Source organism: Sporolactobacillus spathodeae, from assembly GCF_016908935.1.
In the GTDB taxonomy this organism is placed as follows: Bacteria; Bacillota; Bacilli; order Bacillales; family Sporolactobacillaceae; genus Sporolactobacillus; species Sporolactobacillus spathodeae.
Window position 1 is genome coordinate 47,000 of sequence record NZ_JAFBEV010000013.1, and the last position, 22,592, is coordinate 69,591.

Annotated in this window: 21 protein-coding genes; 11 read left to right on the forward strand and 10 right to left on the reverse strand. The window is 44.6% G+C overall.

All coding sequences use genetic code 11. The annotated features are described in order from the left end of the window. Positions 1 to 102 precede the first annotated feature (102 nt). Positions 103 to 1,359: an MFS transporter gene (locus JOC27_RS08025; RefSeq protein WP_205006765.1), complete on the forward strand. Its 1,257-nt coding sequence runs from the start codon at positions 103 to 105 to the stop codon at positions 1,357 to 1,359. Between the two features lie 58 nt (positions 1,360 to 1,417). On the opposite strand, the gene JOC27_RS08030 is transcribed toward JOC27_RS08025, so the two are convergent. Next, positions 1,418 to 2,116 (reverse strand): 2,3-bisphosphoglycerate-dependent phosphoglycerate mutase, encoded by a 699-nt coding sequence (locus tag JOC27_RS08030; protein WP_205006766.1) that lies wholly within the window; start codon positions 2,114 to 2,116, stop codon positions 1,418 to 1,420. A 355-nt stretch (positions 2,117 to 2,471) separates the two neighbouring features. Continuing rightward, on the reverse strand, positions 2,472 to 3,557 hold the full coding sequence (locus JOC27_RS08035; RefSeq protein WP_415641048.1) for a CotS family spore coat protein: 1,086 nt from the start codon (positions 3,555 to 3,557) through the stop codon (positions 2,472 to 2,474). Positions 3,558 to 3,868: 311 nt separating this feature from the next. On the opposite strand from JOC27_RS08035, the gene JOC27_RS08040 reads away from it, so the two are divergent. From JOC27_RS08040 to JOC27_RS08050, 3 genes are read left to right on the forward strand one after another with little or no spacing between them, the layout of a single operon-like run. Beyond that, positions 3,869 to 5,050, forward strand: a complete 1,182-nt coding sequence (locus JOC27_RS08040; protein ID WP_205006767.1) for a glycosyltransferase family 4 protein — start codon at positions 3,869 to 3,871, stop codon at positions 5,048 to 5,050. Next, positions 5,028 to 6,080, forward strand: a complete 1,053-nt coding sequence (locus JOC27_RS08045; RefSeq protein WP_205006768.1) for a CotS family spore coat protein — start codon at positions 5,028 to 5,030, stop codon at positions 6,078 to 6,080. Before JOC27_RS08040 ends, JOC27_RS08045 begins: the two co-directional genes overlap by 23 nt. Then, a complete protein-coding gene (locus JOC27_RS08050; RefSeq protein ID WP_205006769.1) occupies positions 6,073 to 6,492 on the forward strand; it encodes a hypothetical protein in 420 nt (139 codons plus the stop codon). The genes JOC27_RS08045 and JOC27_RS08050 overlap by 8 nt, the downstream gene beginning before the upstream one ends. Positions 6,493 to 6,577: 85 nt before the next feature. On the opposite strand, the gene JOC27_RS08055 is transcribed toward JOC27_RS08050, so the two are convergent. Beyond that, the gene (locus JOC27_RS08055) at positions 6,578 to 7,717 is read right to left on the reverse strand and encodes a glycosyltransferase family 4 protein (RefSeq protein WP_205006770.1); all 1,140 of its coding nucleotides are present in this window, start codon (positions 7,715 to 7,717) and stop codon (positions 6,578 to 6,580) included. Positions 7,718 to 8,165: 448 nt separating this feature from the next. On the opposite strand from JOC27_RS08055, the gene JOC27_RS08060 reads away from it, so the two are divergent. Beyond that, on the forward strand, positions 8,166 to 8,669 hold the full coding sequence (locus JOC27_RS08060) for an Lrp/AsnC family transcriptional regulator (RefSeq protein ID WP_205006771.1): 504 nt from the start codon (positions 8,166 to 8,168) through the stop codon (positions 8,667 to 8,669). After that, on the forward strand, positions 8,669 to 9,835 hold the full coding sequence (locus JOC27_RS08065) for an aminotransferase (protein WP_205006772.1): 1,167 nt from the start codon (positions 8,669 to 8,671) through the stop codon (positions 9,833 to 9,835). The genes JOC27_RS08060 and JOC27_RS08065 overlap by 1 nt, the downstream gene beginning before the upstream one ends. A 378-nt stretch (positions 9,836 to 10,213) precedes the next feature. On the opposite strand, the gene JOC27_RS08070 is transcribed toward JOC27_RS08065, so the two are convergent. Then, on the reverse strand, positions 10,214 to 10,864 hold the full coding sequence (locus JOC27_RS08070; RefSeq protein ID WP_205006773.1) for a histidine phosphatase family protein: 651 nt from the start codon (positions 10,862 to 10,864) through the stop codon (positions 10,214 to 10,216). 237 nt (positions 10,865 to 11,101) lie between these two features. Here JOC27_RS08070 and htpG point away from each other — a divergent pair, with 237 nt between their 5' ends. Further along, positions 11,102 to 12,985 carry a molecular chaperone HtpG gene (gene htpG, locus JOC27_RS08075; protein ID WP_205006774.1) on the forward strand — a complete coding sequence of 628 codons (1,884 nt, stop codon included), beginning with the start codon at positions 11,102 to 11,104 and terminating at the stop codon, positions 12,983 to 12,985. Positions 12,986 to 13,055: 70 nt separating this feature from the next. On the opposite strand, the gene JOC27_RS08080 is transcribed toward htpG, so the two are convergent. Both JOC27_RS08080 and JOC27_RS08085 read right to left on the reverse strand, forming a co-directional pair. Continuing rightward, positions 13,056 to 13,736, reverse strand: coding sequence for an SOS response-associated peptidase (locus tag JOC27_RS08080; protein WP_205006804.1), 681 nt, complete (start codon positions 13,734 to 13,736; stop codon positions 13,056 to 13,058). Between the two features lie 75 nt (positions 13,737 to 13,811). Continuing rightward, positions 13,812 to 15,236: an NAD(P)-binding domain-containing protein gene (locus JOC27_RS08085; RefSeq protein ID WP_205006775.1), complete on the reverse strand. Its 1,425-nt coding sequence runs from the start codon at positions 15,234 to 15,236 to the stop codon at positions 13,812 to 13,814. A gap of 409 nt (positions 15,237 to 15,645) precedes the next feature. On the opposite strand from JOC27_RS08085, the gene JOC27_RS13545 reads away from it, so the two are divergent. Then, positions 15,646 to 15,771, forward strand: coding sequence for a hypothetical protein (locus JOC27_RS13545; protein ID WP_275587807.1), 126 nt, complete (start codon positions 15,646 to 15,648; stop codon positions 15,769 to 15,771). Positions 15,772 to 15,978: 207 nt separating this feature from the next. Here JOC27_RS13545 and JOC27_RS08090 read toward each other — a convergent pair whose 3' ends face one another. Continuing rightward, complete coding sequence (locus JOC27_RS08090) at positions 15,979 to 16,869, reverse strand: SDR family oxidoreductase (protein ID WP_205006776.1); 891 nt, start codon at positions 16,867 to 16,869, stop codon at positions 15,979 to 15,981. A gap of 205 nt (positions 16,870 to 17,074) precedes the next feature. On the opposite strand from JOC27_RS08090, the gene JOC27_RS08095 reads away from it, so the two are divergent. The 3 genes from JOC27_RS08095 to uraH are packed head-to-tail and all read left to right on the forward strand — an operon-like array spanning position 17,075 to position 19,565. Then, a complete protein-coding gene (locus tag JOC27_RS08095) occupies positions 17,075 to 18,712 on the forward strand; it encodes a PucR family transcriptional regulator (RefSeq protein WP_205006777.1) in 1,638 nt (545 codons plus the stop codon). Further along, positions 18,709 to 19,206: a 2-oxo-4-hydroxy-4-carboxy-5-ureidoimidazoline decarboxylase gene (gene uraD, locus JOC27_RS08100; RefSeq protein WP_205006778.1), complete on the forward strand. Its 498-nt coding sequence runs from the start codon at positions 18,709 to 18,711 to the stop codon at positions 19,204 to 19,206. Before JOC27_RS08095 ends, uraD begins: the two co-directional genes overlap by 4 nt. Before the next feature lie 14 nt (positions 19,207 to 19,220). Further along, complete coding sequence (gene uraH, locus JOC27_RS08105; protein WP_205006779.1) at positions 19,221 to 19,565, forward strand: hydroxyisourate hydrolase; 345 nt, start codon at positions 19,221 to 19,223, stop codon at positions 19,563 to 19,565. 147 nt (positions 19,566 to 19,712) lie between these two features. Here uraH and JOC27_RS08110 read toward each other — a convergent pair whose 3' ends face one another. From JOC27_RS08110 to JOC27_RS08120, 3 genes are read right to left on the reverse strand one after another with little or no spacing between them, the layout of a single operon-like run. After that, positions 19,713 to 21,050 carry a nucleobase:cation symporter-2 family protein gene (locus JOC27_RS08110; protein WP_205006780.1) on the reverse strand — a complete coding sequence of 446 codons (1,338 nt, stop codon included), beginning with the start codon at positions 21,048 to 21,050 and terminating at the stop codon, positions 19,713 to 19,715. Between the two features lie 34 nt (positions 21,051 to 21,084). Next, positions 21,085 to 21,345, reverse strand: coding sequence for a ferredoxin (locus JOC27_RS08115; protein WP_205006781.1), 261 nt, complete (start codon positions 21,343 to 21,345; stop codon positions 21,085 to 21,087). Between the two features lie 27 nt (positions 21,346 to 21,372). Further along, positions 21,373 to 22,413 carry an aromatic ring-hydroxylating oxygenase subunit alpha gene (locus tag JOC27_RS08120; RefSeq protein ID WP_205006782.1) on the reverse strand — a complete coding sequence of 347 codons (1,041 nt, stop codon included), beginning with the start codon at positions 22,411 to 22,413 and terminating at the stop codon, positions 21,373 to 21,375. Positions 22,414 to 22,592: the final 179 nt, after the last annotated feature.

A 22,592-nucleotide genomic window follows, 5' to 3' on the forward strand; every position in this document is an offset into this window, starting at 1 on the left:
CATAACCATCTTTCGAGTTTAGTATAGTTCATGAAATGTTCACATTTTAGACGAAACAAATGGAAGCGTTACCACAAAAATCAGAAAAGAGGCAATGCTGAAATGGCAAAAAATGAAAATGCCGGTTTGTCGTTAAACAGCCATTTGAAACCTGTGCACACGATGCAATTCCGCTGGTGGTTTGCCGTTGCTTTGTGGCTTTTATTGCTCATTTCGTATATCGATCGAACAAATATTTCCATTGCGGCACCTTTTATGGTAAGTCATGGAATCGTGACAGCAGCAGCTTTAGCACTGGGAAACAGTTTGTTTTTGATCATGTATGGGGTATCGAATATCTTCGGTGGGTATTTGAGTGATAAGTATGGTGCACAGAAAATCGCTCTTGTTGCGCTGATTTGGTGGTCGCTGATGACATTGTTTACTGGTTTTATTTGGAGCTCCTTGTCGCTTATCTTCTCACGCATTCTGCTGGGCCTCGGAGAAGGCATGCATTGGCCACTCAATTCGAAGTGGGTAAAAACATGGTTTCCAGCTCATGAACGTGCGCGGGCGAATATGTTTTGGAATTTTGGTTTATCGATGGGACCAATTATTACCGGACCACTTGTGACTTGGATGATTCTTTCATCAGGATCCTGGCGTACGCCATTCGTCGTCTTTTCACTTGTTGGACTTATTATTATGGTCCCGCTTGTTATAGTCGTTGCTAAAAACCGACCGGAAGAGAGTCGTTTTGTCTCAAGACAGGAACTCGCCTATATACAGAGCGATAAAGCTCAAGATGTTGCAGAATCAGTCAAAATCAGCAATGTGCTAAAAAAATCCGATTTCTGGCTCCTCCTACTTAACTGGTCCGGTATGGCTACGATTTTTTACGGCATTCTTTTCTGGCTACCGACATATTTAATTGAAGTTCGCCATATTTCTGTAAAAATGACAGGTGTCTGGTACATGATGCCCTATATATTAATGACTCTATGTATTATTGCAACTTCATTTCTCAGTGATAAATTGATGAAACGGGCAATTTTTGCCGCAGTCGGTACGCTTGTCGCCGGGCTAGGCTTGTTCATAGGCACGCATGTTTCCAATATCGTGTTGGCGATGACCCTGATATCAATCTCAAGCGCAATGAATGGCGTCATATTGCCGACGATTTGGAGCAGCTTGCAACGAATGTTCCCGAGTAAGAAAGTAGGTGCCGGTGCTGGACTATTGAATGGTTTGGAAAATATCATTTCTGCGATTGGTACATTTATCCTCGGCGTTTCATTCAACTTTGGTTTCACGTATTTGATTGCTTTTTCCGTCGTTGGCGGATTGTGCGGCTTCGTTCTTGCAAAAAAAGGCTATTAATTTTCTCATGACGTGAAAAAAGCAGGGCAGCGGTAGATCATACCGTTGCTCTGCTTTCTTACACCGGATCGTTCGTCAGCTGATTTTTCGAGAGAATACGTAATTTACTGTCCAGTTCGTACACAATCGGGACACCAGTTGGAACATCTACGTGAACGATTGCATCATCTGAGAGTTTTTCTAGATATTTGACAAGAGCGCGCAGCGTATTGCGGTGACTGACAATCAGAACATTTTCGTCATGCAATAAATGTGGCGCAATGACATCACTCCAATAGGGAATGACTCGATAGAGGGTGCTTTCCAAACTTTCTCCAGCAGGCAACAAGCGTGGATCAACATTCCGGTAACGTGGATCATTTCCCGGATGGCGCGGATCATCAATATCTAGCAGCGGTGGATAAGCATCGTAACTTTTCCGCCAGCGATTCACAAGAGCTCGTCCACGGCGTATGGCTGTTTCTTCCTTATTTAATCGCTGCAGGGCACCATAGCTGCGTTCATTCAACCGCCATGATTTATAGACGGGAAGCCATTCCTCACCAAGTACATCGAGAATGGCTTCGAGCGATTTTATTGAGCGACGTAGCACGGAACAAAAAGCAACATCAAAGGTCAGTCCCATTTGCTTGAGACGTTCGCCAGCCGCTGTAGCTTCCTCAAGTCCTTTGTCAGTTAAAGGAACATCCTCCCAACCAGAGAAGAGATTCTTTTCATTAAATTCGCTTTCGCCGTGACGGACAATGGCTAGCTTCATAGCGGCTTGATTCCTCCGTTTACTCCTTGCAGTTGTACAAGCAAAGAAATTTCTTATGCTTCTCAGTATACTTCATTGAAAATTATTTTCCAACGTGGTTATTGATGACAAAACGATTAATCTTTTCAACTTTTCGTTTAACGCATCGTCAAAAAAAGTTGTTTACTCAAAAGATAAGTAAACTTAAGGCTTCGTGTGCGAAAAATGCAGTGAAAGTCCAAGACGCCTGCTGCAGGCAAGCGACCGGAACATATTTGTTACAAAAAAAGAACTTGGCGTAGCCAAGTTTATCTTACACGTGATATTGTTCCTATCCGTGAGCATATGATGCGAGATTTTTGCATAACGCAGGCAATTAGGATTCTGCGCGCAGGATCCGGGTGATTTCATCTTTTTTCGTCCGCTCAAATGCGAAGGCTTGCTCTAATTCATCAAGCGACGACTCACCTTTTCTGCCGAATTTATTCTGTACCACCGAATAGAGTTCATAAGGAAAGAGCATATCGATATAAAGAACACGCTTTTCCTCAGAGGTCAGTGGATGAAAATTCTCATAGGAAGCGATCATGTGATGAAAATAATCAGCATCCCATGTGCCGCGATCATTCATCAGTGGGATAACAATTTTGCGTATATCACGAATCGGCAGATCAAACGAAGTGGTGTCTAGATCAATCAGCCAAATATCGGTATTGCCACTGCGGTCTGAGAGGAGTGTATTTCCAGTTCCATAATCCTGGTGACATAAATTAGGCGATTCTTTCACCTTTTCGACCCAATTGAAGTAGCAGGAGTGATTCAATTCGTCAATCAACGCTTCACCATAACGAATAAATGCATCGATCTCCTGTAAATAGACTGTAGAAAACGGATCATCGGGAAACTGTGCTGCAATTAATTTCCAAGTGTCCATCTGCTGGCAACGCTTAATATAGTGACTAGGCCATTTACCGAGTTTGCTGAAAACAGGTGTTCCCTCAGGCGGCAGATAACCGATCGATTCTGTATGATAGTCCGCGAGTCCTTTCATCATCCACGTTAAATCTTCCTCAATCTGATCATTGAATACCCGGCCGATAATCCAGTCATAGACGACGTAAAGGAACGGTCCTTGTTTGGTATAGAGGCTGCCGCTTTTATTTGCAATAATTCTCGGAACACGACAACCTTTTTTAGCAAGATAATCCTGAGCATAAATTGAAAATAATGCTTTCTTTTCCGGGCGGTGAATTCGTTTGAGGCAAAGCGGACCCTTGTCGGTAGCCAATTTCCAGACAAGGGCCATCTGTCCGCCTTGAATCAGTTCAATAGCATTGACGTTAATTTCCCAATGAGTGAGCAAAGTTCCGGCAAGTTGGTTGAGTTTTTCCACCATTTCTGGAGGCAATTGTTCCTCTTCATCTTGTTTATCATCAATCGGATCCTCAAGCTCTTGATCCAAATTCAATCGGTTCCTCGTCGTTCCTGCGGTTAATGAATCAGTCCCAACCTGTTCGTAACTTTGCAATTGAATCCCTTGGTAGAGAAGGATCGGTTTCGCTTTTTTTTCTTCCAATGTTCCATGCCCCCCAAATAGAAAAGGTTTCTCAATAGTTTATGGAAGGCAACGGCTTACCGCGCCTGTTTAACAAAGAATTGGGTCAGTTGTCTATGGGTGGATGCCTTTTTTTATAAATGCCTGTGCGCCAAGGCACGCAAGCAGCGGTCTATCAGTACAATAGCTTAAGAGATAGTTAGTTTAGGGGGAGAGCTATGAAACTTGCCTTGATTGCAACGGAAAAATTGCCCGTACCGGCAATCCGAGGCGGAGCCATTCAAATCTATCTGCAATCAATCGCTTCGCTTCTTGCTGCTAGTGGTCATGAAGTGACTGTATACTCGATTAGCGATCCGGCACTCGAAGATCAGGAAATCCGCAACGGTGTGCGTTATGAGCACTTACCCGTTAATGGTTATCAGAGGCATTTGAGTGAGGCGCTTAAAAACGAGTCCTATGAGATTATCCATGTGTGCAACAGGCCGAGCTGGATTATTTCGCTAACGGATGCTGCGCCCAAGAGCAGATTTGTACTCAGTGTTCATAATGAAATGTTTTCGGAAAGCAAGCTGACTCAAGAAGAAGGAGATGCTTGTATCGCCCGACTTTCAAAAATTGTTACAGTCAGTGATTACATTGGACGGACGATTAAGGACCGATTTCCGCAAGCTGAAGCGATTACCGAAACCGTTTATTCGGGTGTTGATCTCTCAGCGTATCATCCAGTGTGGACTGAAGAGGGCCAAGCGATTCGTGAACAGCTTCGCAAAAGCTTGCAGGCAGCCGACAAAAAAATTATTTTGTTTGTCGGCCGTCTTAGCAAAGTTAAAGGACCACATATACTGCTTCAGGCAGTTCCGGCGATTGTGGCTGCGCATCCAGAAGCTTTTCTACTCTTTGTGGGATCCAAATGGTTTGGTGATAATTCCGTCAATAATTATGTCCGCCATTTGTACACGTTAGGTTCTTTACAGAAAGAAAATGTTGGCTTTATCAAATTTATTCGTCCGGATGAGATACCTGCTCTTTATACGGTTTCCGATCTGTTTGTTTGTAGTTCACAATGGCAGGAACCGCTAGCCCGTGTTCACTATGAGGCTATGGCTGCAGGATTGCCAATAATCACCACAAATCGTGGAGGAAATGGGGAAGTTATCGTTCCTGATGAAAATGGCATTATTTTGGACAATTTCGATGATCCTGCCGCCTATGCACAGGCCATAAACCGTCTTTTCAGCGATGAGGCGATGCGGCAACGAATGGGACGCGCGAGCAGAAAAATGGCGGAAGAAAAGTATGGTTGGTCAAGAGTCGCCGGACAATTACTTTCTGTTTATGAACAGGCGAGGGACAAAGATATGAGGGGGGAAATCGATGGCGAAACAAAATCCATTTGAAAAATTGAACGCTGTTTTAGCGCATTATTCAATCGAGCCAATTCATGTTCGTCTGCTCGATTCAAGCAGCGATAAAAACGAATGGCTGATTGAAACCAATCATGGGAAAAAAATTCTTACACAACAGTACATCCGCCCCGAACGAATGATGTTCATCGCTGGTGCGCACTGGCATCTGCAAAAAAATGGTTTTCCGATTGCCCGACTGATTCCGGCAAAAGGAGGCGGACTCATTCTTTCAGCAAAGGATCACGTCTACACGCTTTGTGAAGCGGTCGAGGGACGAACAATTCAGTATTATGACAAAAGTGATTTGTTGCAAGCCATGGAACATATCGCTCATTTTCAGGCGGCAGCGATAGGGTATGTTCCTGCAGCTGGGAGCAAGAGTCGGAAAAGAGTTGGCAAATGGGAGAAAATGTATCGATGGAAACTCCAGGAACTCGAAAACAATAAACGTTTGGCGGCGTGCTGTCCCGATGACCCATTTTCTGAACTGTTTCTCGAACATGCGGATATCCTGATTGCTCGTGGCAAGCAGGCGCTAAGCGAACTGACGCAGCCTGTGACGCATGAATGGGTTACGAAAACGGTGGAAGAAGGGGCATTCTGTCATCAGGATGTCACGCTAGCCCACGTGAAGCTTATAGAAGGAAAGCCGATGATGCAGGATTTACATTCGATCACGCGAGACTTGCCCTGCCGTGATTTACGCGTGATTCTAAATAAAGTGATGAAAAAACGCAACGTTTGGGATGAGACACTTGCTTGCGAATTGCTTCACGCATATGATGCCATACATCCACTGAAAAAAGAATACTATCAGGTGCTTTGGACAGATTTGAAATTCCCGCATCTTTTTGCGGCAACGATTCACAAGTATTACCTCAGCCAGAAAAAATCATGGAGTCATGAAAAATTCATGATGAATCTGAAAAATGTCTTGGCTGTTGAACAATCAAAAGATACCTTTCTCAATCATTTTGACGAATCGATTCTCAAAATAAAAGGAGACGGAGGCCATGAATAATTCTGAAAGTGAGCCGCAAATTCCACAAATCGAATTGACTGACTTTCAATTTTCACCACCAGGTTCGATGGGTTGGAGTCAGGCTGATTATGAAGAAATCCTCCGCCATCCGGAAAAAGATATTCAGACAACACCAACTGATCTGCCAGGCGTTCCAACGACGGACTTACACGAATTACTTCCAGTTGTTGGATTTACGCCGGAACAAGTGATTGATGCTAAACAGATTAACAAGCCAGAACAGCAGAATGCAACAGGGGAGATGAGGCAGTCGCAACCGGATGCGTATAAGGCTGTTCCGACGGCTACTAAGACGAAACATGGGGAACAAGAGAAGGCACAACCACCAAATGATGGGTACATCCTTTCAACACAACCACCAGCAAAACCATGGTTAGCCTCATTTATTTAAGCAGCAAACGAGCAGCCGGAGCGCATTTCATGCTACCCACTGCACCACGCTTGTGTAAGCCTTAACCAAACGATATAAGTGACGATTACGTTCGTAGTGCATTGGTATAGACTTTGTTCATTCTCATAGCCACATCACTGAATTTGTGATTGGTGAGAACAAAGACACGGCCATTGTCTGCGAACGTTTTTGCTGTTTCCGGATTGGCTAGCAGAAAATCGATTGCTTCAAAAAAGGCTTCCGGGTGTTGATAATCATCGATTAGCCAACCGTTTTCCATATGGCGGACGACTTCGCTATTGCCGCCACGGTTCGTTGTGATTAGCGGCACACCTGCCGCCATCGTTTCGTAATGAACACGTGCAAGTGGTTCTTGCCATTGAGAACTGCAGACAAACAAATCGGAAGCCAGAAAGAGATCAGGAATTTCGTCGGCGGGTACATAATTGAGAAATCTCACGTTGCCACGAATTGGATCGGCAAGACGGTGCAAAGCCGCAATATAATGACTTCTACTATTATCACTGAACCATTTACCACCGGCGATAAGGAGGATGGCCTCAGGATGATAGAGCAAGACGCGTTTCATTGCCTGTATTAAAATATGCGGTCCTTTTTTGAAGCTTAAACGTCCAGCAAATAGAATAACAGGTTGTTGATCGAGACCGAGTCGCTCTCGCCAGTTCAGACGAACGGCAACTCCTTCTGTTGAGTCTGCTGTTCGATAACGTTTTTCATCGATTCCTGAATAAACAGTCGTAATTTTCGCCGCTGCCTGCGGAAAACGATCAAGTACTGTGTTGCGAATGTAGTTGCTGACAGTCATAATAGCTGCCAATTGATCGATAATGATCCGGCCATCCGCATCGCTGACCTTGCGCGGATGGAACATCTCATTGTGAAGACTTAGTACAAATCGACTTTCTGGTGCTGCTGATCGGTAGATCAGGACATGAAGCGGACGGTTAAACACGTGGATCAGGTCAAAATGATGAACCCGAAGCGCGTTGGCTACATGTTCCGCATAGTTGTTTCGCGGGAGGCGAAAGTAGTGAATGCCGGCATGTGTTTCCGCATCTGGCAATTTCTCATCACGAACTGAGAAAATCGTCAAGTCATAAATTTGAGACAAATAAGGTGCCACCCCGTCAATCATTAGTTGGATAGCCCCACCGCGAATCGCCGGGGAAGGCAGCTTTTCTGTACAGATAAATGCCAGTTTCATAATTCTTGCTCCTTATAAAATTGGATAAGATCGTCAATCTCTTTTGCCAAACCAGATTCAAGTGTTGTGAACGGCGCGTAATTAAGTCATTTTTCTGCTTTACTCAGATTGGCCCATATACGACGTGGTTCCCCCTTTGCTTTTCCAGAATATGTTCGTATCAGTCGTTGCTTCATCAGCAGATTCGAGCGTGCACGCTGCCTATTGTTCTGCTTACATCTTATTCCGAGTGTTTGAACGAGAAACTTGTCTCTGGTCAATCCGTCAGTTGTTGGTAAATGCATCGTACACTAAAATATTCTTGAAGCTTCATCAACACCCCCTTCATACGCGAAGATCATGCGAAGAAATGACTAAACGCGATCAGGACGCAGGACGTTTTCAAAGCGCAACATGCGTAATATAATGGAAGAGTTAATTTATTCGTGATGTAAAAGGAGGAGTTTAATTGAAACTCACCGCAACAGAAATAGAAATTGCAGAAATCCTTGAAAAAGATGCCCGGTTGACTAATGAAGATGTGGCTAAGATGATGGATTTAAGCACGGAACAAACAGCTGAAATTATTAAAAAGTTAGAAAATGAAAAAATCATTGTCCGCTATGTAACACTTGTCGATTGGACAAAAATCGAGGGACATCAAGGCGTAACTGCGATGATTGATGTTAAAGTCACACCAAAGCGCGATGTCGGTTTTAACGATGTAGCTGAGCGAATCTATCGTTATAATGAAGTAAATTCCGTCTATCTTATGAGCGGAACTTATGATCTGTCTGTTGTCATCGAAGGAAAAACAGTCAATGAGGTCGCTCATTTTGTTTCACAAAAACTCTCGACAATCGATGGCGTCATTTCGACGACGACTCATTTTGTGTTGAAAAAATTCAAGCATGACGGAACACTTTATGATTCAGACGATAACAAAGATAAGCGAATCGTGGTGTCTCCGTGATGGCGCTTAAAACCAGCTATCTGGCAAATCATGTTCGCACGTTGAAGCCGTCCGGCATTCGCAGGTTTTTCGACGCGACCGCTGGCATGACCGGTGTCATATCACTCGGTGTTGGCGAACCGGATTTCGTCACGCCATGGAATGTACGCGAAGCCGCCATTCAGTCACTTGAAGACGGTTATACTTCCTATACGGCAAATGCTGGGATTCCGGCACTGCGTGAAGAAATTGCCAATTATATGAATGATTATTTCTGCGTTTCTTATAAACCGGAATCGGAAATTATTGTGACCGTTGGTGCAAGTGAAGCTATTGACATTGCCTTACGTGCCATTCTCAACCCTGGCGAGGAAGTGCTCGTCGTTGAACCTTGCTTTGTTTCTTATGCGCCGCTTGTCACCATGGCCGGTGGTGTCCCTGTGACAGTTCAGGCTTCTGCAGAGAATCAATTTAAAATTCATCCGGAGCAGCTTGAACGAGCGGTCACCGATCGGACAAAAGCAATTATGATCTGCTCGCCAAACAACCCAACAGGGGCGATGCTTAGCCGCGAGGAAATGCTGCGAATCGCAGCGTTTGCCAAAGCGCATGATTTATTGATCCTCTCAGACGAGATCTACGCGGAATTGGTTTATGACGATATTTATACAAGTTTTGCTGCCTTGGAAGGCATGCGTGAACGAACCATTCTTGTCAGCGGATTTTCAAAGGATTTGGCGATGACCGGCTGGCGTCTCGGTTTTGTCTGCGCGCCTGAAGAAATTACGCAAGGTATGTTGAAAATTCATCAGTACGCGATTATGTGCGCCTCCACGATGGCACAGCATGCCGGACTCGAAGGGCTGAAGAACGGTAGGAAGGATGTCAATGAAATGAGGAAAAGCTATAGGCAGCGTCGCAATTACATTGTTGAGTCGCTTAATGAAATGGGCCTAAGCTGCCACCGCCCGGAAGGGGCATTTTATACTTTTCCGTCGATCCGTTCAACAGGTCTCAGTTCGGAAGACTTTGCCCATCGATTACTTGAAAATGAAAAAGTAGTTGTTGTACCAGGAAATGCATTTGGAGAAAGCGGGGAAGGCTATGTCCGTTGCTCCTATGCTACATCGATGGCGCAGCTGCAGGAAGCAATGACCCGTATGCGCCGTTTTATTGCCCAGTTATGACTCGCTTTATTTGGGGTGTTCCGAACAACTCTGAACAATTTACCGATAAAGAGCGATGATCCAGATAACCTGAATCGATAAGAAAAAGAACTTAAAAAAGGCTGTACACGATCACTTTTTGTCGATGTACAGCCTTTTTTTACGAGATATGATAAAAGTATAAAACTTCTTGCCCAAAAATGCAGCACAGGTGCGCTGATGCCTTGCGGGAGAAGCGATCCGGCCGGTGCGCATTTGATGCAAAAATAAGGAATAAGCGGTTTTTTGCCTAGAATTACAGAGTGTTTGAGGAGACGCGCGCCGCCCGTGGCAAGCGAGCAGCGGGGCACAATTTTTGCAAAGAAAGACTTAGCTACGCCAAGTTTATCTGATTACAGATTACAAGTTTTCTGTCCGCCCGATGTAATCAAGGAAGAACTGGTTGCCGTCAAAACGTATTTTGGTCACGCTCGCATTTGGCACGCGATCAATTTTCAGTCCTTCAGGGAAGAAAGCATGCAGAATGCAGCAGATCATCAACGAATGGCTGACAAGCAGAATATGCGCCGCTGGATCATTTTTTAACATGCGTACCAGATCATCAATTCGCGCATGGATCTGATCCGCATCTTCTGCGTAACTGATCGTATCTAGTTTTTTAATTCCAGCCAGCGCCTGAAGCTTCAAATCGATTGGCGATTTACGGCTCATTCCAGAAATGCCGACTGCTTCACCTGCTGCTGCCCACATTTGATGATTGTCCATTGCCTCGCAACTTCCAAACGAAATTTCACGTAAATCTTCTGTTTCGTTTAGAGGAACAGCAGCATTGTCTGAATGGTTTAAAATCAAATGTGCGGTTTGCCTTGCACGACCGGAATCGCTCGTGTATGCCGAATCAAAATGAATGGCTTTTGCTTTAAGTGCTTGACCAATCGTCTCTGCTTGATCAATCCCATTATCGGTCAGCGGAGAATCCGCCCACCCTTGAGAACGGTTGAGCAAATTCAGTAAAGTCTCGCCATGTCGGATAAAATACAATGTCTTCATTGGTTGTGCGGGAGAATCCGCACGATCATCTCCTTTATTTGAAAATTATTAGAGCTGATAGATCTGAACTTATCGTACCATTCATCCAATGCTGACGTAAACCGGATCTGCATCGTAAATTTGACAAAATGACATGAATGAGCTATAAAAATATTGTTAGCACTCTAATATATTGAGTGCTAAATGGATGAAAAAAAGGATTAACAGAGCAACTGTTCGACAAAGGGGAGAGTTGACGTGCCGACAAGGGAATTTAAAGCAGAATCCAAGAAACTGCTAGACATGATGATCCATTCGATTTATTCGCAGAAAGAGATATTTCTTCGCGAAATTATCTCAAACTCCAGCGATGCTATTGATAAAATTTACTATAAGGCATTAGCTGATGAATCACTGGTTTTCAACAAAGATGATTATTTTATTCGAATTGTTCCGAATAAAGAAGAACGGACATTGACGGTTTCCGATACCGGTATCGGAATGACGGAAGAAGAACTGGAGAAAAACCTCGGTACCATCGCGCAAAGTGGTTCTTTAAATTTTAAATCGGAAAATGAAGCCAAAGACGGCCATGATATCATTGGCCAGTTCGGTGTTGGTTTCTATTCGGCATTCATGGTTGCTGATCAGGTGACCGTTATAACCAAAGCACTTGGAAGCGATCAGGCTTTCAAATGGGAATCTCAAGGCGCCGAAGGCTATTCAATTGAACCTTGCACCAGAGAGTCGGTCGGCACGGATGTGATTTTAAAGCTCAAGGAAAATAATGAGGACGAGAAATTCGACGATTATCTAGACGACTATCGACTCAAATCAATCGTCAAGAAATATTCCGACTTTATCCGCTATCCGATCAAGATGGAAGTCACAGAAAGTCGTCCGAAGAAAGACAACGACAAAGAATTTGAAGAATACAAAGAAGAGCAGACGATTAATAGTATGGTTCCGCTCTGGCGCAAGAATAAGAATGAGCTGAAAGAAGAAGACTACGAGAATTTCTATAAGGAAAAACATTACGGATTTGACAAACCGCTGCGGCATATTAATATTCAGGCAGACGGTATGGTACGCTATCACGCCATTCTTTATATTCCTGAGAGCATTCCATTTGATTATTATTCCAAAGAATATGAGAAAGGTTTGGAACTCTATTCGAACGGCGTATTGATAATGGAAAAGTGTGCTGAATTGCTTCCGGACTATTTCAGTTTTGTCAAAGGAATGGCGGATTCCGAAGATCTATCACTGAATATCTCCCGTGAAATTTTGCAACAGGACAAGCAATTAAAGCTAATCGCCAAAAACATCAATCACAAAATTCAGAAGGAACTCGAGAAGCTTCTCAAAGAAGACCGCGAGACCTACGAGAAATTTTATAAAGCTTTTGGTCGTCAACTGAAATATGGTGTGTACGCGGATTACGGTATGCATAAAGAAGATTTACAGAATCTTCTTTTGTTCTACTCTTCGAAAGAGAAGAAACTTGTGACACTTGATGAATATGTGTCACGGATGCCGGAAGACCAGAAATACATTTATTATGCAGTCGGTGAAACGAATGAGAAGATCGAAAAACTGCCGCAAACAGAACTCGTTACTGACAAGGGCTATGAGATTCTCTTCTTTACGGAAGATATCGATGAATTTGCGATTAAGATGCTGACGAACTATAAGGAAAAAGAATTCAAATCAGTTTCCAGCAGTGATCTTGACATTGAGAGTGACGAAGAAAAGAAAGAGGCTAAAGCGGAAGAAGAGGCAAGTAAGCCTTTATTCGAAAAAATGAAAGGCATTCTTTCGGACAAAGTCAAGGAAGTACGGGCTTCCAAACGCCTTAAATCCCATCCAGTCTGCTTCGCCACAGAGGGTGAAGTATCGATTGAAATGGAAAAAGTACTCAATCAGATGCCGAACAACGAAAATGTCAAGGCAGATAAAATTCTTGAGATCAACACACATCACAATGTTTTCAAAGCATTGAAAGCGGCCTTTGATCTGAATGATGAGCAAAAAGTATCGCTTTACACCAATCTGCTTTATAACCAGGCGCTTCTTGTTGAGGGCTTGCCGGTTCAGGATCCGGTTGCCTTTGCCAATGACATCTGTAAACTGATGGGTTGACAAATAATAAAAAAGCATGGGTCCTCTCTTAGGATTCATGCTTTTTTCTATGATACGATAAACAGGTTCGTTAAATACTCTGGATTAACTCCGGACCGTTGTTTTTAGTGGAATTGACCGCTTGGGAGACAGGATAGGCAAGCATCAATTCCTCCTCAAAAGGATGGAGGAGTTGATTCAATCCGCGGATATCCTGATTCTTCGGATCGAGCCAATCTGCCTCATCTTCTTTATGAAGGATGACCGGCATCCGTTGATGGATCGGTGCCATCAATGGGTTGGCTTCAGTGGTAATAATCGTACAACTGAAAACTTTTCTGCCATCCGGGTTCTGCCACGATTCCCAGAGCCCAGCCATGGCAAATAATTCGCCAGTACGCAATTGAAAGCGTATTGGCTGTTTTGTTTTTCGGAAAGACGTATCACGCTTCCATTCGTAGAAGCTGTCAGCGAGGATTAAGCAACGCTTTTTTTGATAGGCAGAACGAAAGCTTGCGCGTGTCGACAAGCTTTCAGCACGGGCATTAATCAGTTTATAACCGATCTTTTCATCGTCAGCCCAAGGAGGAATCAGACCCCAACGAAGCAGGCCGAGCCGATTTTCTCGGCCATCATTAACGACAGCCATCACGTTGCTGCCGGGCGCGATATTATAATTGGGCATATAATTCGACGCTTCTATATGTTTCGCCGTATGAAAACGCTGGATAATTAAGACGAATGGCGCGATTAAAGTGTAGCGTCCGCACATGGAATCACCGTCCCCAAGTATCTTTTCTTTCAGCATACGCTTTTCTCTCAGGCAGGTAAATCACAGGCATCTGGTTTACAAAATTTGTCCTTCACTAGTTTGCCCCTGAAACTCGGGCACGTCATAAGTAAAGTAGCTGTTTAGATAGCTATTTTTGTCATCTTCAAATAATTGATCGGTAATCGCTCGAACGACTCGCGGTAGACTATATTTCATCGCTGAGAGCGCCGAGGCGGAAAGCCCGCAACTAACCATCGCGGCGTAGGTAAACGAAAAGATGCCGCGCAGCATTTTATTTGTCGCTTCTTCCTTACCTTGAAATGCAAAGCCTTCGCTGAGGTAGGGATGTGCATCAAGCATCGGACTTTTGATTGCCTCAGGTGCGCTGTAGCGATCCCCCCAGCGAACGATATGATCGGCAATCAAACGCAGTTCAGGGCGAAGTGCGGGATCGGTACGTAAACCGGTACTAATTATTAGATAATCGAAAGTGAATCTGCCGTGCGGGGTTTGAATCGCCGCTCTTCCATCTTTTTCACAGACATTTAGCCAGGGTGCGCCAAGATGAAGATAAAATCCAGGGTAAGCAGCCGCACGATTAAACATATCTGTAGTCGGCGGTTGATTCAAAGAGAAAAATCGAGCCATGACGGCGTATTTCTCAGCATCATTTAATGTATGAAAATGATTGATTAAGCCGGAAGGCTCCATTTGGCGGATCGGATTAATCCGCCCGAGCGCTTTACGACGTACAAAGACATGGACTTCATTAACATTCTGGGCGAGTGCAGCGGCTGCATTATCAAATGCAGAAGCCCCACCACCAAGGATTGCCAAACATTTACCTTTAAGTTTCGAAAAGTCGATGGCTTCGGAAGTATGGGCATAGAGATTCTTCGGAAGTCCCTCTTTAATAAAATCAGGCACATACCACGCACCGCCGCCTTGAACACCTGTCGCTAGAATCACTTTGCGCGCGCGAAGAGTCTCAGCAGGCGCGCCTTTTCCTTCAATATGCAAGGTGTAAATCCCATTTTGTTCGGGTTCGATCAGTCGCAGACAGATTTCGTTGTGAACCGGCAAGTTAAGAATCTTTCGGTACCATTTCAGGTAGTTCATCCAATCGGTGCGTGGAATTTTATCAAGCGCATGCCAACTCTCCGCTCCATACTGTGCTTCCCACCAGGCACGAAAGGTGAGCGACGGTATGCCGAAATCGATTGGGGTCAGATCTTTAGGCGTCCGCAATGTGCGCATCCGTGCGTAGGCCACCCATGGGCCTTCGAAACCTTGCTTATTCTCATCAATGACGAGAATATTGCGGATACGTTCACGAATCAGACCGAAAGCAATACCGAGGCCGCATTGGCCGCCGCCGACAATGATTGCGTCGTATACCGGACGGCCGGAGTCACTCGCCGGTAGGACCCATTCTGGACCATTGAGAGATAGATAGGAAAGATCTTTTTTCACTTGATTGTTCAAATCCATTAAACTCACGGCGACCACCCTCTATCATGTTATATCACTTAACACTAAGCTAAGCATAAACCGCCGGTAAATATTGTTCAATTGCAAATTATCTAAAAAGTAAAAAGTCAATTAGCCAAATCAACCAGTACAATCACGTGAAATAGACAAAATGACTAAATGAAGACAATATATTGGTGTATTTGCTCAGAGCTAAGAAGAATAAAGATTTTTGCACGAAAAACGCAGCGAAGGCGCGGCGCCCGCGGCAAGCGAGCAGCTGGAGCACATTCGATGCAAACAAGACCTGAACATCGACAGAGTAGTGACCAACTCAGCAGAGGCATAAAATTATAGCATGGCATTTGTGTAAGAATGTAGCGTAGGCGCGAGACGCCTGCGGGAAAAGCGAGCCAAGTGAGACCCCGCAGATTCCAGCTTGTCTGAGGAGACTCACGGATCGCCCGCGGCAAGCGAGCAGCCGGAGCACATTCGATGCAAACAAGACCTGAACATCAGCAGAGTAAGGAGCGACATCGACAGAGTAGTAATTAGCTACCATTAATTTTATTAACGGAAGAATAGCTAACATGACAATGTACACATGATTTCATCAACTCTTTATAAATGTGGATCTACTACAAAAAAACTCAGATTCCTCAACAGAAAGAGGAACCTGAGATGAGAAAACAATGTGCTTGATCAAAAGAGAATTTGGCTGTTGATCATCATACGAAAAAACTACAGAATTATTTATTGGTTGAATAAGGGATTACGCTGTTGGTAATCCTCCAGTAACGCCATAAATCTGTCCGGTGACGAAGCTCGAATCATTCGAGGCGAGCATCACATAAACGCTTGCCAGTTCCGCCGGTTGACCGGCGCGTTTAAATTCAGAGCTCTGGCCAAATTTGGGGATTGATCCGGGAAGCTGTCCACCACTGACCTGAAGCGGTGTCCAAATGGGGCCAGGTGCAACAGAGTTGACCCGTATGCCTTTTGGCGCGAGTTCTTTGGCAAGGCCTTTGGTAAAAGCAATAATCGCACTTTTGGTTGGTGCGTAAGAAAGCAGATCGGGGCTAGGGTTATACCCTTGTACCGAAGAAGTAGTAATGATCGATGCACCCTTGGGGAGATAGGGAAGCGCTGCCTGAACGGTCCAGTATAATGAAAAGACATTCACTTCAAAAGTCCGCCTCAAAATATCTGAAGGGATTTCTTCAATGCTTTTGCTGGCATGCTGCATACCGGCGACCAAGGTCAGAATATCGAGACCATCGAGTTGCTTTGCGGCATGCGCCACGAGTTGTTTGCAAAAATTTTCATCACTCAAATCGCCGGGCAAGAGAATCGCCTTTCGACCGGCTTTTTCAATCAGATCGCGGACTTGAAGCGCATCTTCCTGCTCGGATGGAAGGTAATTAAGGACAACATCTGCGCCCTCTCGAGCGTAAGCGATCGCTGCTGCGCGGCCAATACCTGAGTCCCCGCCAGTGATCAGCGCTTTACGTCCGGTCAATTTACCGGAACCGCTATAGGTTTTCTCGCCGCAGTCTGGCACCGGTGTCATCTTTGCCTGTATGCCAGGACGCTCTTGTTTTTGCTCCGGATACGTTCCTGAGGTATATAATTTTGTTGGGTCTTCGGTAGTCGTATGCATCATTACGTTCCTCCTGATTCAGTGGATTTGATTTTGAACAATAGTTAGTCTGCTTCACTTGCATGCAGATGAAAGATGAAAAAATAACGGAAACTTTTGGAAAAGAATTGCGTGTGTCACTTGTGTTTTAATTTACAAAAGATTCAATCAATGCTTCAATAGAGAAAAGATGTTATTTTTGTCATTTATCGAGGTGCGGCAATCGATTATGAAAGTATCCGAACTTTTTCAAATCCCAGTATTCAATGATTTCCGACTCGTTGCGGGGAGCGAAGGCACAGAAAGAGAAATCTGCAATGTGAATATGATGGATGCCCCGGATATTATCGATTTTCTGAAACCCAATGATTTTTTAATCACAACAGGGTATCATCTTCAGAGAGATCCAACGCTTTTTTACAATCTGGTTGAGCAGATGGCAGCACGTGGCTGCGCTGCATTAGGTATCAAATCACGTCGTTTTTTGAACGGGATTCCGAATGAAATTATTGAACGGGCGGATCAGCTGCATTTTCCACTCATTGATTTACCAAACAGTTTGGCGCTAGTGGACATTACCAACCAAACCTTGACAAGAATTCTTGACGCACGAACGAAAGAGCTGCAGTTTGCTATCGATACACATCAGCAGTTTACGGAGCATATGGTCAGCGGTGAGGGGATTGATCGGCTGCTCAAACGTCTGTCTGATATGATCGGGTTTCAAGCGCTATTGCTGGATTCCTATTTTAAACAAGTGGCCCCAAATTCCGGAACCGAAAAAAGAGAAGGGGTGCTACGGCATATACAAGCGTTGGAACAAATATTTTTGGGCTTGAGCACAAATAAATCCGCATTTTCGATTATCGAAACAAGACAGACTTATTCCTTATTTGTTCTCCATACATACAGAAAAAAACGGTACTTTTTGTTAATCAATGGTCTCTTGCCCCAAACCGACCGACTGTTGATGTTGACGGTTGAACAAGCATCAAATGTGCTTGTTTTTGAATTAATGAAAGATGAAGCGTTGAAGCAGACAGAACGGAAGATGCGCGATGCATTTTTCGCCAATCTTCTTCGTGGGAGTTTCTCCGGTGGTGAGGAAATTATCAGTCGGGCTAAGGAATTCGGTCTGGTAAATGGTCTGACCTATGTTCTTGTGTGTGGTGAACTGGATATGAATAAGGAACCGCTCAGCTTCATTACTTTTCAGCTCGAAAATAATGATGTCTTTGATTATCTTGAAGGGGAAGCAGGCTTGCTCCCATTTCCTGCGCATTATTTTGTCAACGATCATACGTGTGCGCTGATTTGTGAACTGACTATGACATGGGAAAACGGGCTGCATTTTTTGAAACCGGCTTTGAAAGAAATTCAACGGAAAATTCAGCGAATTTTCCCTCACACGATCTCTTTTGGCCTAAGCAGCGGCTTTACTGATTTAGCCGATTTGCCCGATGCCTTTCGTGAGGCAGCCGGTGCGCTACACAGGGGGAAACAGGCCGGCGATCATTCGTTTATACAAGTTTATCAAGCAAGCGGTCTGACCGATCTACTGCGACGGATGCCGTTTGAGGAACTCGGAAAGATTTATCGGGATACGTTGCAAGATCTAGCATACCCGGAAAAGGATGAAGATCGTGCGCTGCTTCAAACGCTGACTGTTTATCTGGAATCAAATTGCCAGATATCTGAAACCGCAAAGAAGTTATACGTTCATCGAAACACGGTCATCTATCGGATAGAGAAATGCGAACATCTGCTTGGAAAAGATATTAAAGATCCGGAGACAACCTTTCAACTGCGTTTCGCACTCAGAATTCGTCCACTAATTGAGGAACAGAATGGAGGGATTGATGGATGATCGATTGGAATCAGTGCACAAGGGAAAGGTTTATTGTTTTATTTGGTCAGATTTTTGAGCAGTCTCCATGGATTGCGGTAGCTGCGGAAAAAAAGAGACCTTATCAATCCGCGGAGGCACTATTTCACGAGATGACCGAAATTGTTTATAGCGCGAATGAAGCGCGGAAATTGGCATTGATTCTGGCCCATCCCCGGTTAGGGAGCAAGAAAAAAATGAACGATGTCTCTGCGGGTGAACAGCGTCAAGCGGGTCTACTTCGGCTTAAGGATGAAGAGTCGGCTGAACTCGAGATTCTGAACAGAGCTTATGAAAAAAAATTTGGCATGCCGTTTATCAAGGCTGTCCGCGGTTTAAGAAAAAATGAAATTCTTGCAGAACTAAACTTGAGGTTGCAGCGTTCAAAAGATCAGGAATATGATACGGCAATAAAAGAAATTATTAAAATCGCCAAGTTTCGCTTTGATGATTTATTACATTCCGGAATCGAGTGAAGGGAGTTATCAAGATGGGCAGAATAACGACACATTTGCTTGATTTAACGCTTGGTGAACCGGCATCGCATGTAGAAATCAATTTATATAGGGTTAAAGATGAAAAAAAAGAGCAACTTGCGAAACGGCAAACAAATGTGGACGGACGACTCGATCAACCCCTTCTTGAAGGAGACAATCTCATCAAGGGGACTTATCAGATGGAGATCGCGATTGGCGACTATTTTAGACAGACAGGACGCGTATCGGATTTTCTAGAGGTTGTTCCTATCCGTTTCCAGGTCAATTCGACAACAGAGAATTATCATGTTCCGCTCCTTATCTCTCCGTTCGGCTATCAATTCTACCGCGGAAGCTAAAACATAATAAGCGACTGAGATAAAATCGTCCTTTTCAACAAATTCGCCACGTTTTAGCCACAAAACGCATAGACATTCTTCGTATGTGAAAACGCAGCGGGAACACGATTCCCGCTGCGTTTTTTCTTCTTTTTATCAATGAATGATTTAAGACTTGGCTGCGCTTGTTTCTGCAACCATTTGACTGGCAATTTCCGAAGCTTTTTCGGATTGCTCGCTCCGTCCAACATTAAAGATGAGATTTAAAATCAATGCGGCTAAGCTCCCAGAGACAATACCATTATTTGTAAGAATCTGAATCAAACTTGGAAATTTGGCAAACAGTTCAGGCTGGACGGTCACTCCGAGACCGATACCAACGGAACAAGCAATAATCAGCAAGTTATTCTGTTTGGAAAAATCTACTTTTCCGAGCATCCGCACACCAGAGGCGATCACCATGCCGAACATTGCTAATGTCGCGCCGCCAATCACTGCGTTTGGAATTAATACAGTGAGGGCACCAATTTTCGGAATCAGTCCGAGGACAACAAGCGCAAACCCGCAGATAATCGATACTTTCCGCGTTTTGACTTGAGTCATTTGCACAAGTCCGACATTTTGTGAGAATGTGGTATAGGGGAACGCGTTGAAAAGCCCACCGACAAGTATCGCAAGACCTTCCGCTCGATAGCCGTGTTGCATTGCTTTTTCATCAATTTTTTGGCCACAGATTTCACTGAGGGCGAGGTATACGCCGGTTGTTTCAATCATGCTAACGATCCCAACGATTGACATTGCTATAATCGCATCGACATGAAATGTTGGAAATCCGAAACTGAAGGGGTGAATTAGGCTGAACCAACCTGCCTGACTCACTGTTGAAAAATGCACCATGCCCATGAGTGCAGCTGCCAACGTTCCGACGATGATGCTGATCAGAATCGAAATCGTCTTCATAAATCCTTTAAAAAATCGGTTCATGATAATGATAAGTGCGAGAACCCCAAAACCGAGCGATAAATTCTGTGCGCTACCGAAATCTTTTGCACCGACGCCGCCTCCTAAATTATTGATGGCGACAGGAATCAAGGTGATGCCGATAATCATCACAACGGTGCCGACGACAACCGGTGGAAAGAGATTGACGATCTTTCCGAAAAACATTGATAAAAGAAGGACGACGATGCCTGCAACAAGGATAGCACCACAAATACCCGGCATACCGTATGATTTGCCAATGATAATCATTGGTGAAACAGCCGTAAAAGTACAGCCCATCACAATCGGTAAGCCGATACCGAAAAAGCGGTTCTTCCATGCTTGAAGCAATGTGGCGAGACCGCAGGCGGCTAAATCAATTGACACGAGCAAGGCGAGCATCGACCCATTCAGACCCACGGCTCCGCCGACGATTAGCGGCACGATCACTGCACCACCGTACATCGCTAGCATATGCTGAATGCCAAGCGAGAAGATTTTTCCCGGCTTCTCTGTTGTTTCCATCGTATCACGCTCCATTTAAAATGTTTGAATCTGTTTAACTTGCGGCATCGCGATTGTTTAAAGCATCGTCATGAAAGGGAGTCGGACTCATTTTTATCGACTCGGTTGGGCATCCTTCGCAGGCATCAACCACATCGTCGTACTGCGCCTCAGGTATCTCGGCTGTTCCCTGATTGTCATCGAGCAGAACATGTGAAATGCCGTCCGGATCATAGCCGAATACATCCGGGGCCGCGCAGCCGCACGCACCGCAAGCAATGCACGTGTCCTTGTCAACAATGACATAACCGGCCATCTAAACCACCTCCTTTAAAAGACTTAATCAGCTTGTATACTGTTTGCCGAGCCCCATCTCTTTGAGCAGTTTTCTGTAAGCAATCGATGTTTTATCGGCCATAATATGTGCTTCCGCTTGAAGATCGAGCGGTAATTCTTCGGGTTTCTGATTTTCGACCATTTCGCGATCCTCATTAAATATTTTCAAATTGAATGCGCAAGCATCTTCGACTGACAGTTTCTTGTCAAAATTTTGGACAATCGGACAGTAGAGACGTGTCTTGCGAGCGGAAACCGGACACGGCGCATTCAGAATCCAGAGCAGTTTATCATCCGGAAAATGGACAATTAAACGGGCGGCAAGAGGTGGGTAGACATCATATTCGCGAAGCCACTTAAAGTCAGCCGGAGTGCTCGGATCAGAATTGTGCGGATAATTGCTCACGGTACTGATGTAGTCAGTGTGAATGCCTGATTGGGTACGTGTCACTTTATAACTTGGCACAAATGAATTATCGCGATCGGCGAAGGATTCCGTATGCACCCAGGCAAAATGCGCGACATCAAGAAACCCTTCAACTTGACGACCCGCCGATCCATTCATGTCCAGAACTGGTGCGATAAAGCTAATATAGTCCGGATGATTCCAAACAGGGAGTGGCGGTATATGCGCATTCGTTCCGTTTAACGTGGTCCAGATCAATCCGTAGCGCTCGACACTCGGGAAAACGGTCAGACAGAGACGTGGCGAAATTTTGGCCTCAGGATGAGCCGGGATCGACACACATTGACCGTCAGCAGCATAACTGAATCCGTGATAGGGACAAACAATTTTATCACCATCCATCCATCCCATCGTCATTGGTGTGCCACGGTGGATACAAAGATCACGTGCGACGACAACTTTTCCGGCAGAGCGATAGACAACCAATTCGACATCGAGCAATTTTGCGGCAACTGGTTTGTCGGTCACGTCATCGCTCCGTGCCACTGGATACCATGCCTCAGCAAGCACGTTCCAATCGCTTTCTGTAAAAGTACACGTTGCTGGATAACGGGCTCTGCTTACGGTTTCGGCAGTATCCATAGCCCATCCCTCCTTTTGATTTCATCTTGGTTCGTGTAAAGAATATAACAAATCTGAATTTTCATGCATAATAAAGTTAGATAATCTGACAAAGACGTCGCTTTTTTGTAGGGATAGTCGATTTCTTACGAACGTTTTGTTTAATTTGTCTAATTTGTGAACGCGGATGAACAGCCCTA

What these genes read in the sequence shown, in the direction of transcription:
- JOC27_RS08055 (WP_205006770.1), bottom strand. Translation starts at nt 7,717, where the DNA reads ATGAAACTGGCATTTATCTGTACAGAAAAGCTGCCTTCCCCGGCGATT.
- JOC27_RS08115 (WP_205006781.1), bottom strand. Translation starts at nt 21,345, where the DNA reads ATGGCCGGTTATGTCATTGTTGACAAGGACACGTGCATTGCTTGCGGT.
- JOC27_RS08030 (WP_205006766.1), bottom strand. Translation starts at nt 2,116, where the DNA reads ATGAAGCTAGCCATTGTCCGTCACGGCGAAAGCGAATTTAATGAAAAG.
- JOC27_RS08095 (WP_205006777.1), top strand. Translation starts at nt 17,075, where the DNA reads ATGAAAGTATCCGAACTTTTTCAAATCCCAGTATTCAATGATTTCCGA.
- JOC27_RS08070 (WP_205006773.1), bottom strand. Translation starts at nt 10,864, where the DNA reads ATGAAGACATTGTATTTTATCCGACATGGCGAGACTTTACTGAATTTG.
- uraH (WP_205006779.1), top strand. Translation starts at nt 19,221, where the DNA reads ATGGGCAGAATAACGACACATTTGCTTGATTTAACGCTTGGTGAACCG.
- JOC27_RS08040 (WP_205006767.1), top strand. Translation starts at nt 3,869, where the DNA reads ATGAAACTTGCCTTGATTGCAACGGAAAAATTGCCCGTACCGGCAATC.
- uraD (WP_205006778.1), top strand. Translation starts at nt 18,709, where the DNA reads ATGATCGATTGGAATCAGTGCACAAGGGAAAGGTTTATTGTTTTATTT.
- JOC27_RS08050 (WP_205006769.1), top strand. Translation starts at nt 6,073, where the DNA reads ATGAATAATTCTGAAAGTGAGCCGCAAATTCCACAAATCGAATTGACT.
- JOC27_RS08120 (WP_205006782.1), bottom strand. Translation starts at nt 22,413, where the DNA reads ATGGATACTGCCGAAACCGTAAGCAGAGCCCGTTATCCAGCAACGTGT.
- JOC27_RS08065 (WP_205006772.1), top strand. Translation starts at nt 8,669, where the DNA reads ATGGCGCTTAAAACCAGCTATCTGGCAAATCATGTTCGCACGTTGAAG.
- JOC27_RS08090 (WP_205006776.1), bottom strand. Translation starts at nt 16,869, where the DNA reads ATGATGCATACGACTACCGAAGACCCAACAAAATTATATACCTCAGGA.
- JOC27_RS08045 (WP_205006768.1), top strand. Translation starts at nt 5,028, where the DNA reads ATGGCGAAACAAAATCCATTTGAAAAATTGAACGCTGTTTTAGCGCAT.
- JOC27_RS08080 (WP_205006804.1), bottom strand. Translation starts at nt 13,736, where the DNA reads ATGTGCGGACGCTACACTTTAATCGCGCCATTCGTCTTAATTATCCAG.
- JOC27_RS08025 (WP_205006765.1), top strand. Translation starts at nt 103, where the DNA reads ATGGCAAAAAATGAAAATGCCGGTTTGTCGTTAAACAGCCATTTGAAA.
- JOC27_RS08110 (WP_205006780.1), bottom strand. Translation starts at nt 21,050, where the DNA reads ATGGAAACAACAGAGAAGCCGGGAAAAATCTTCTCGCTTGGCATTCAG.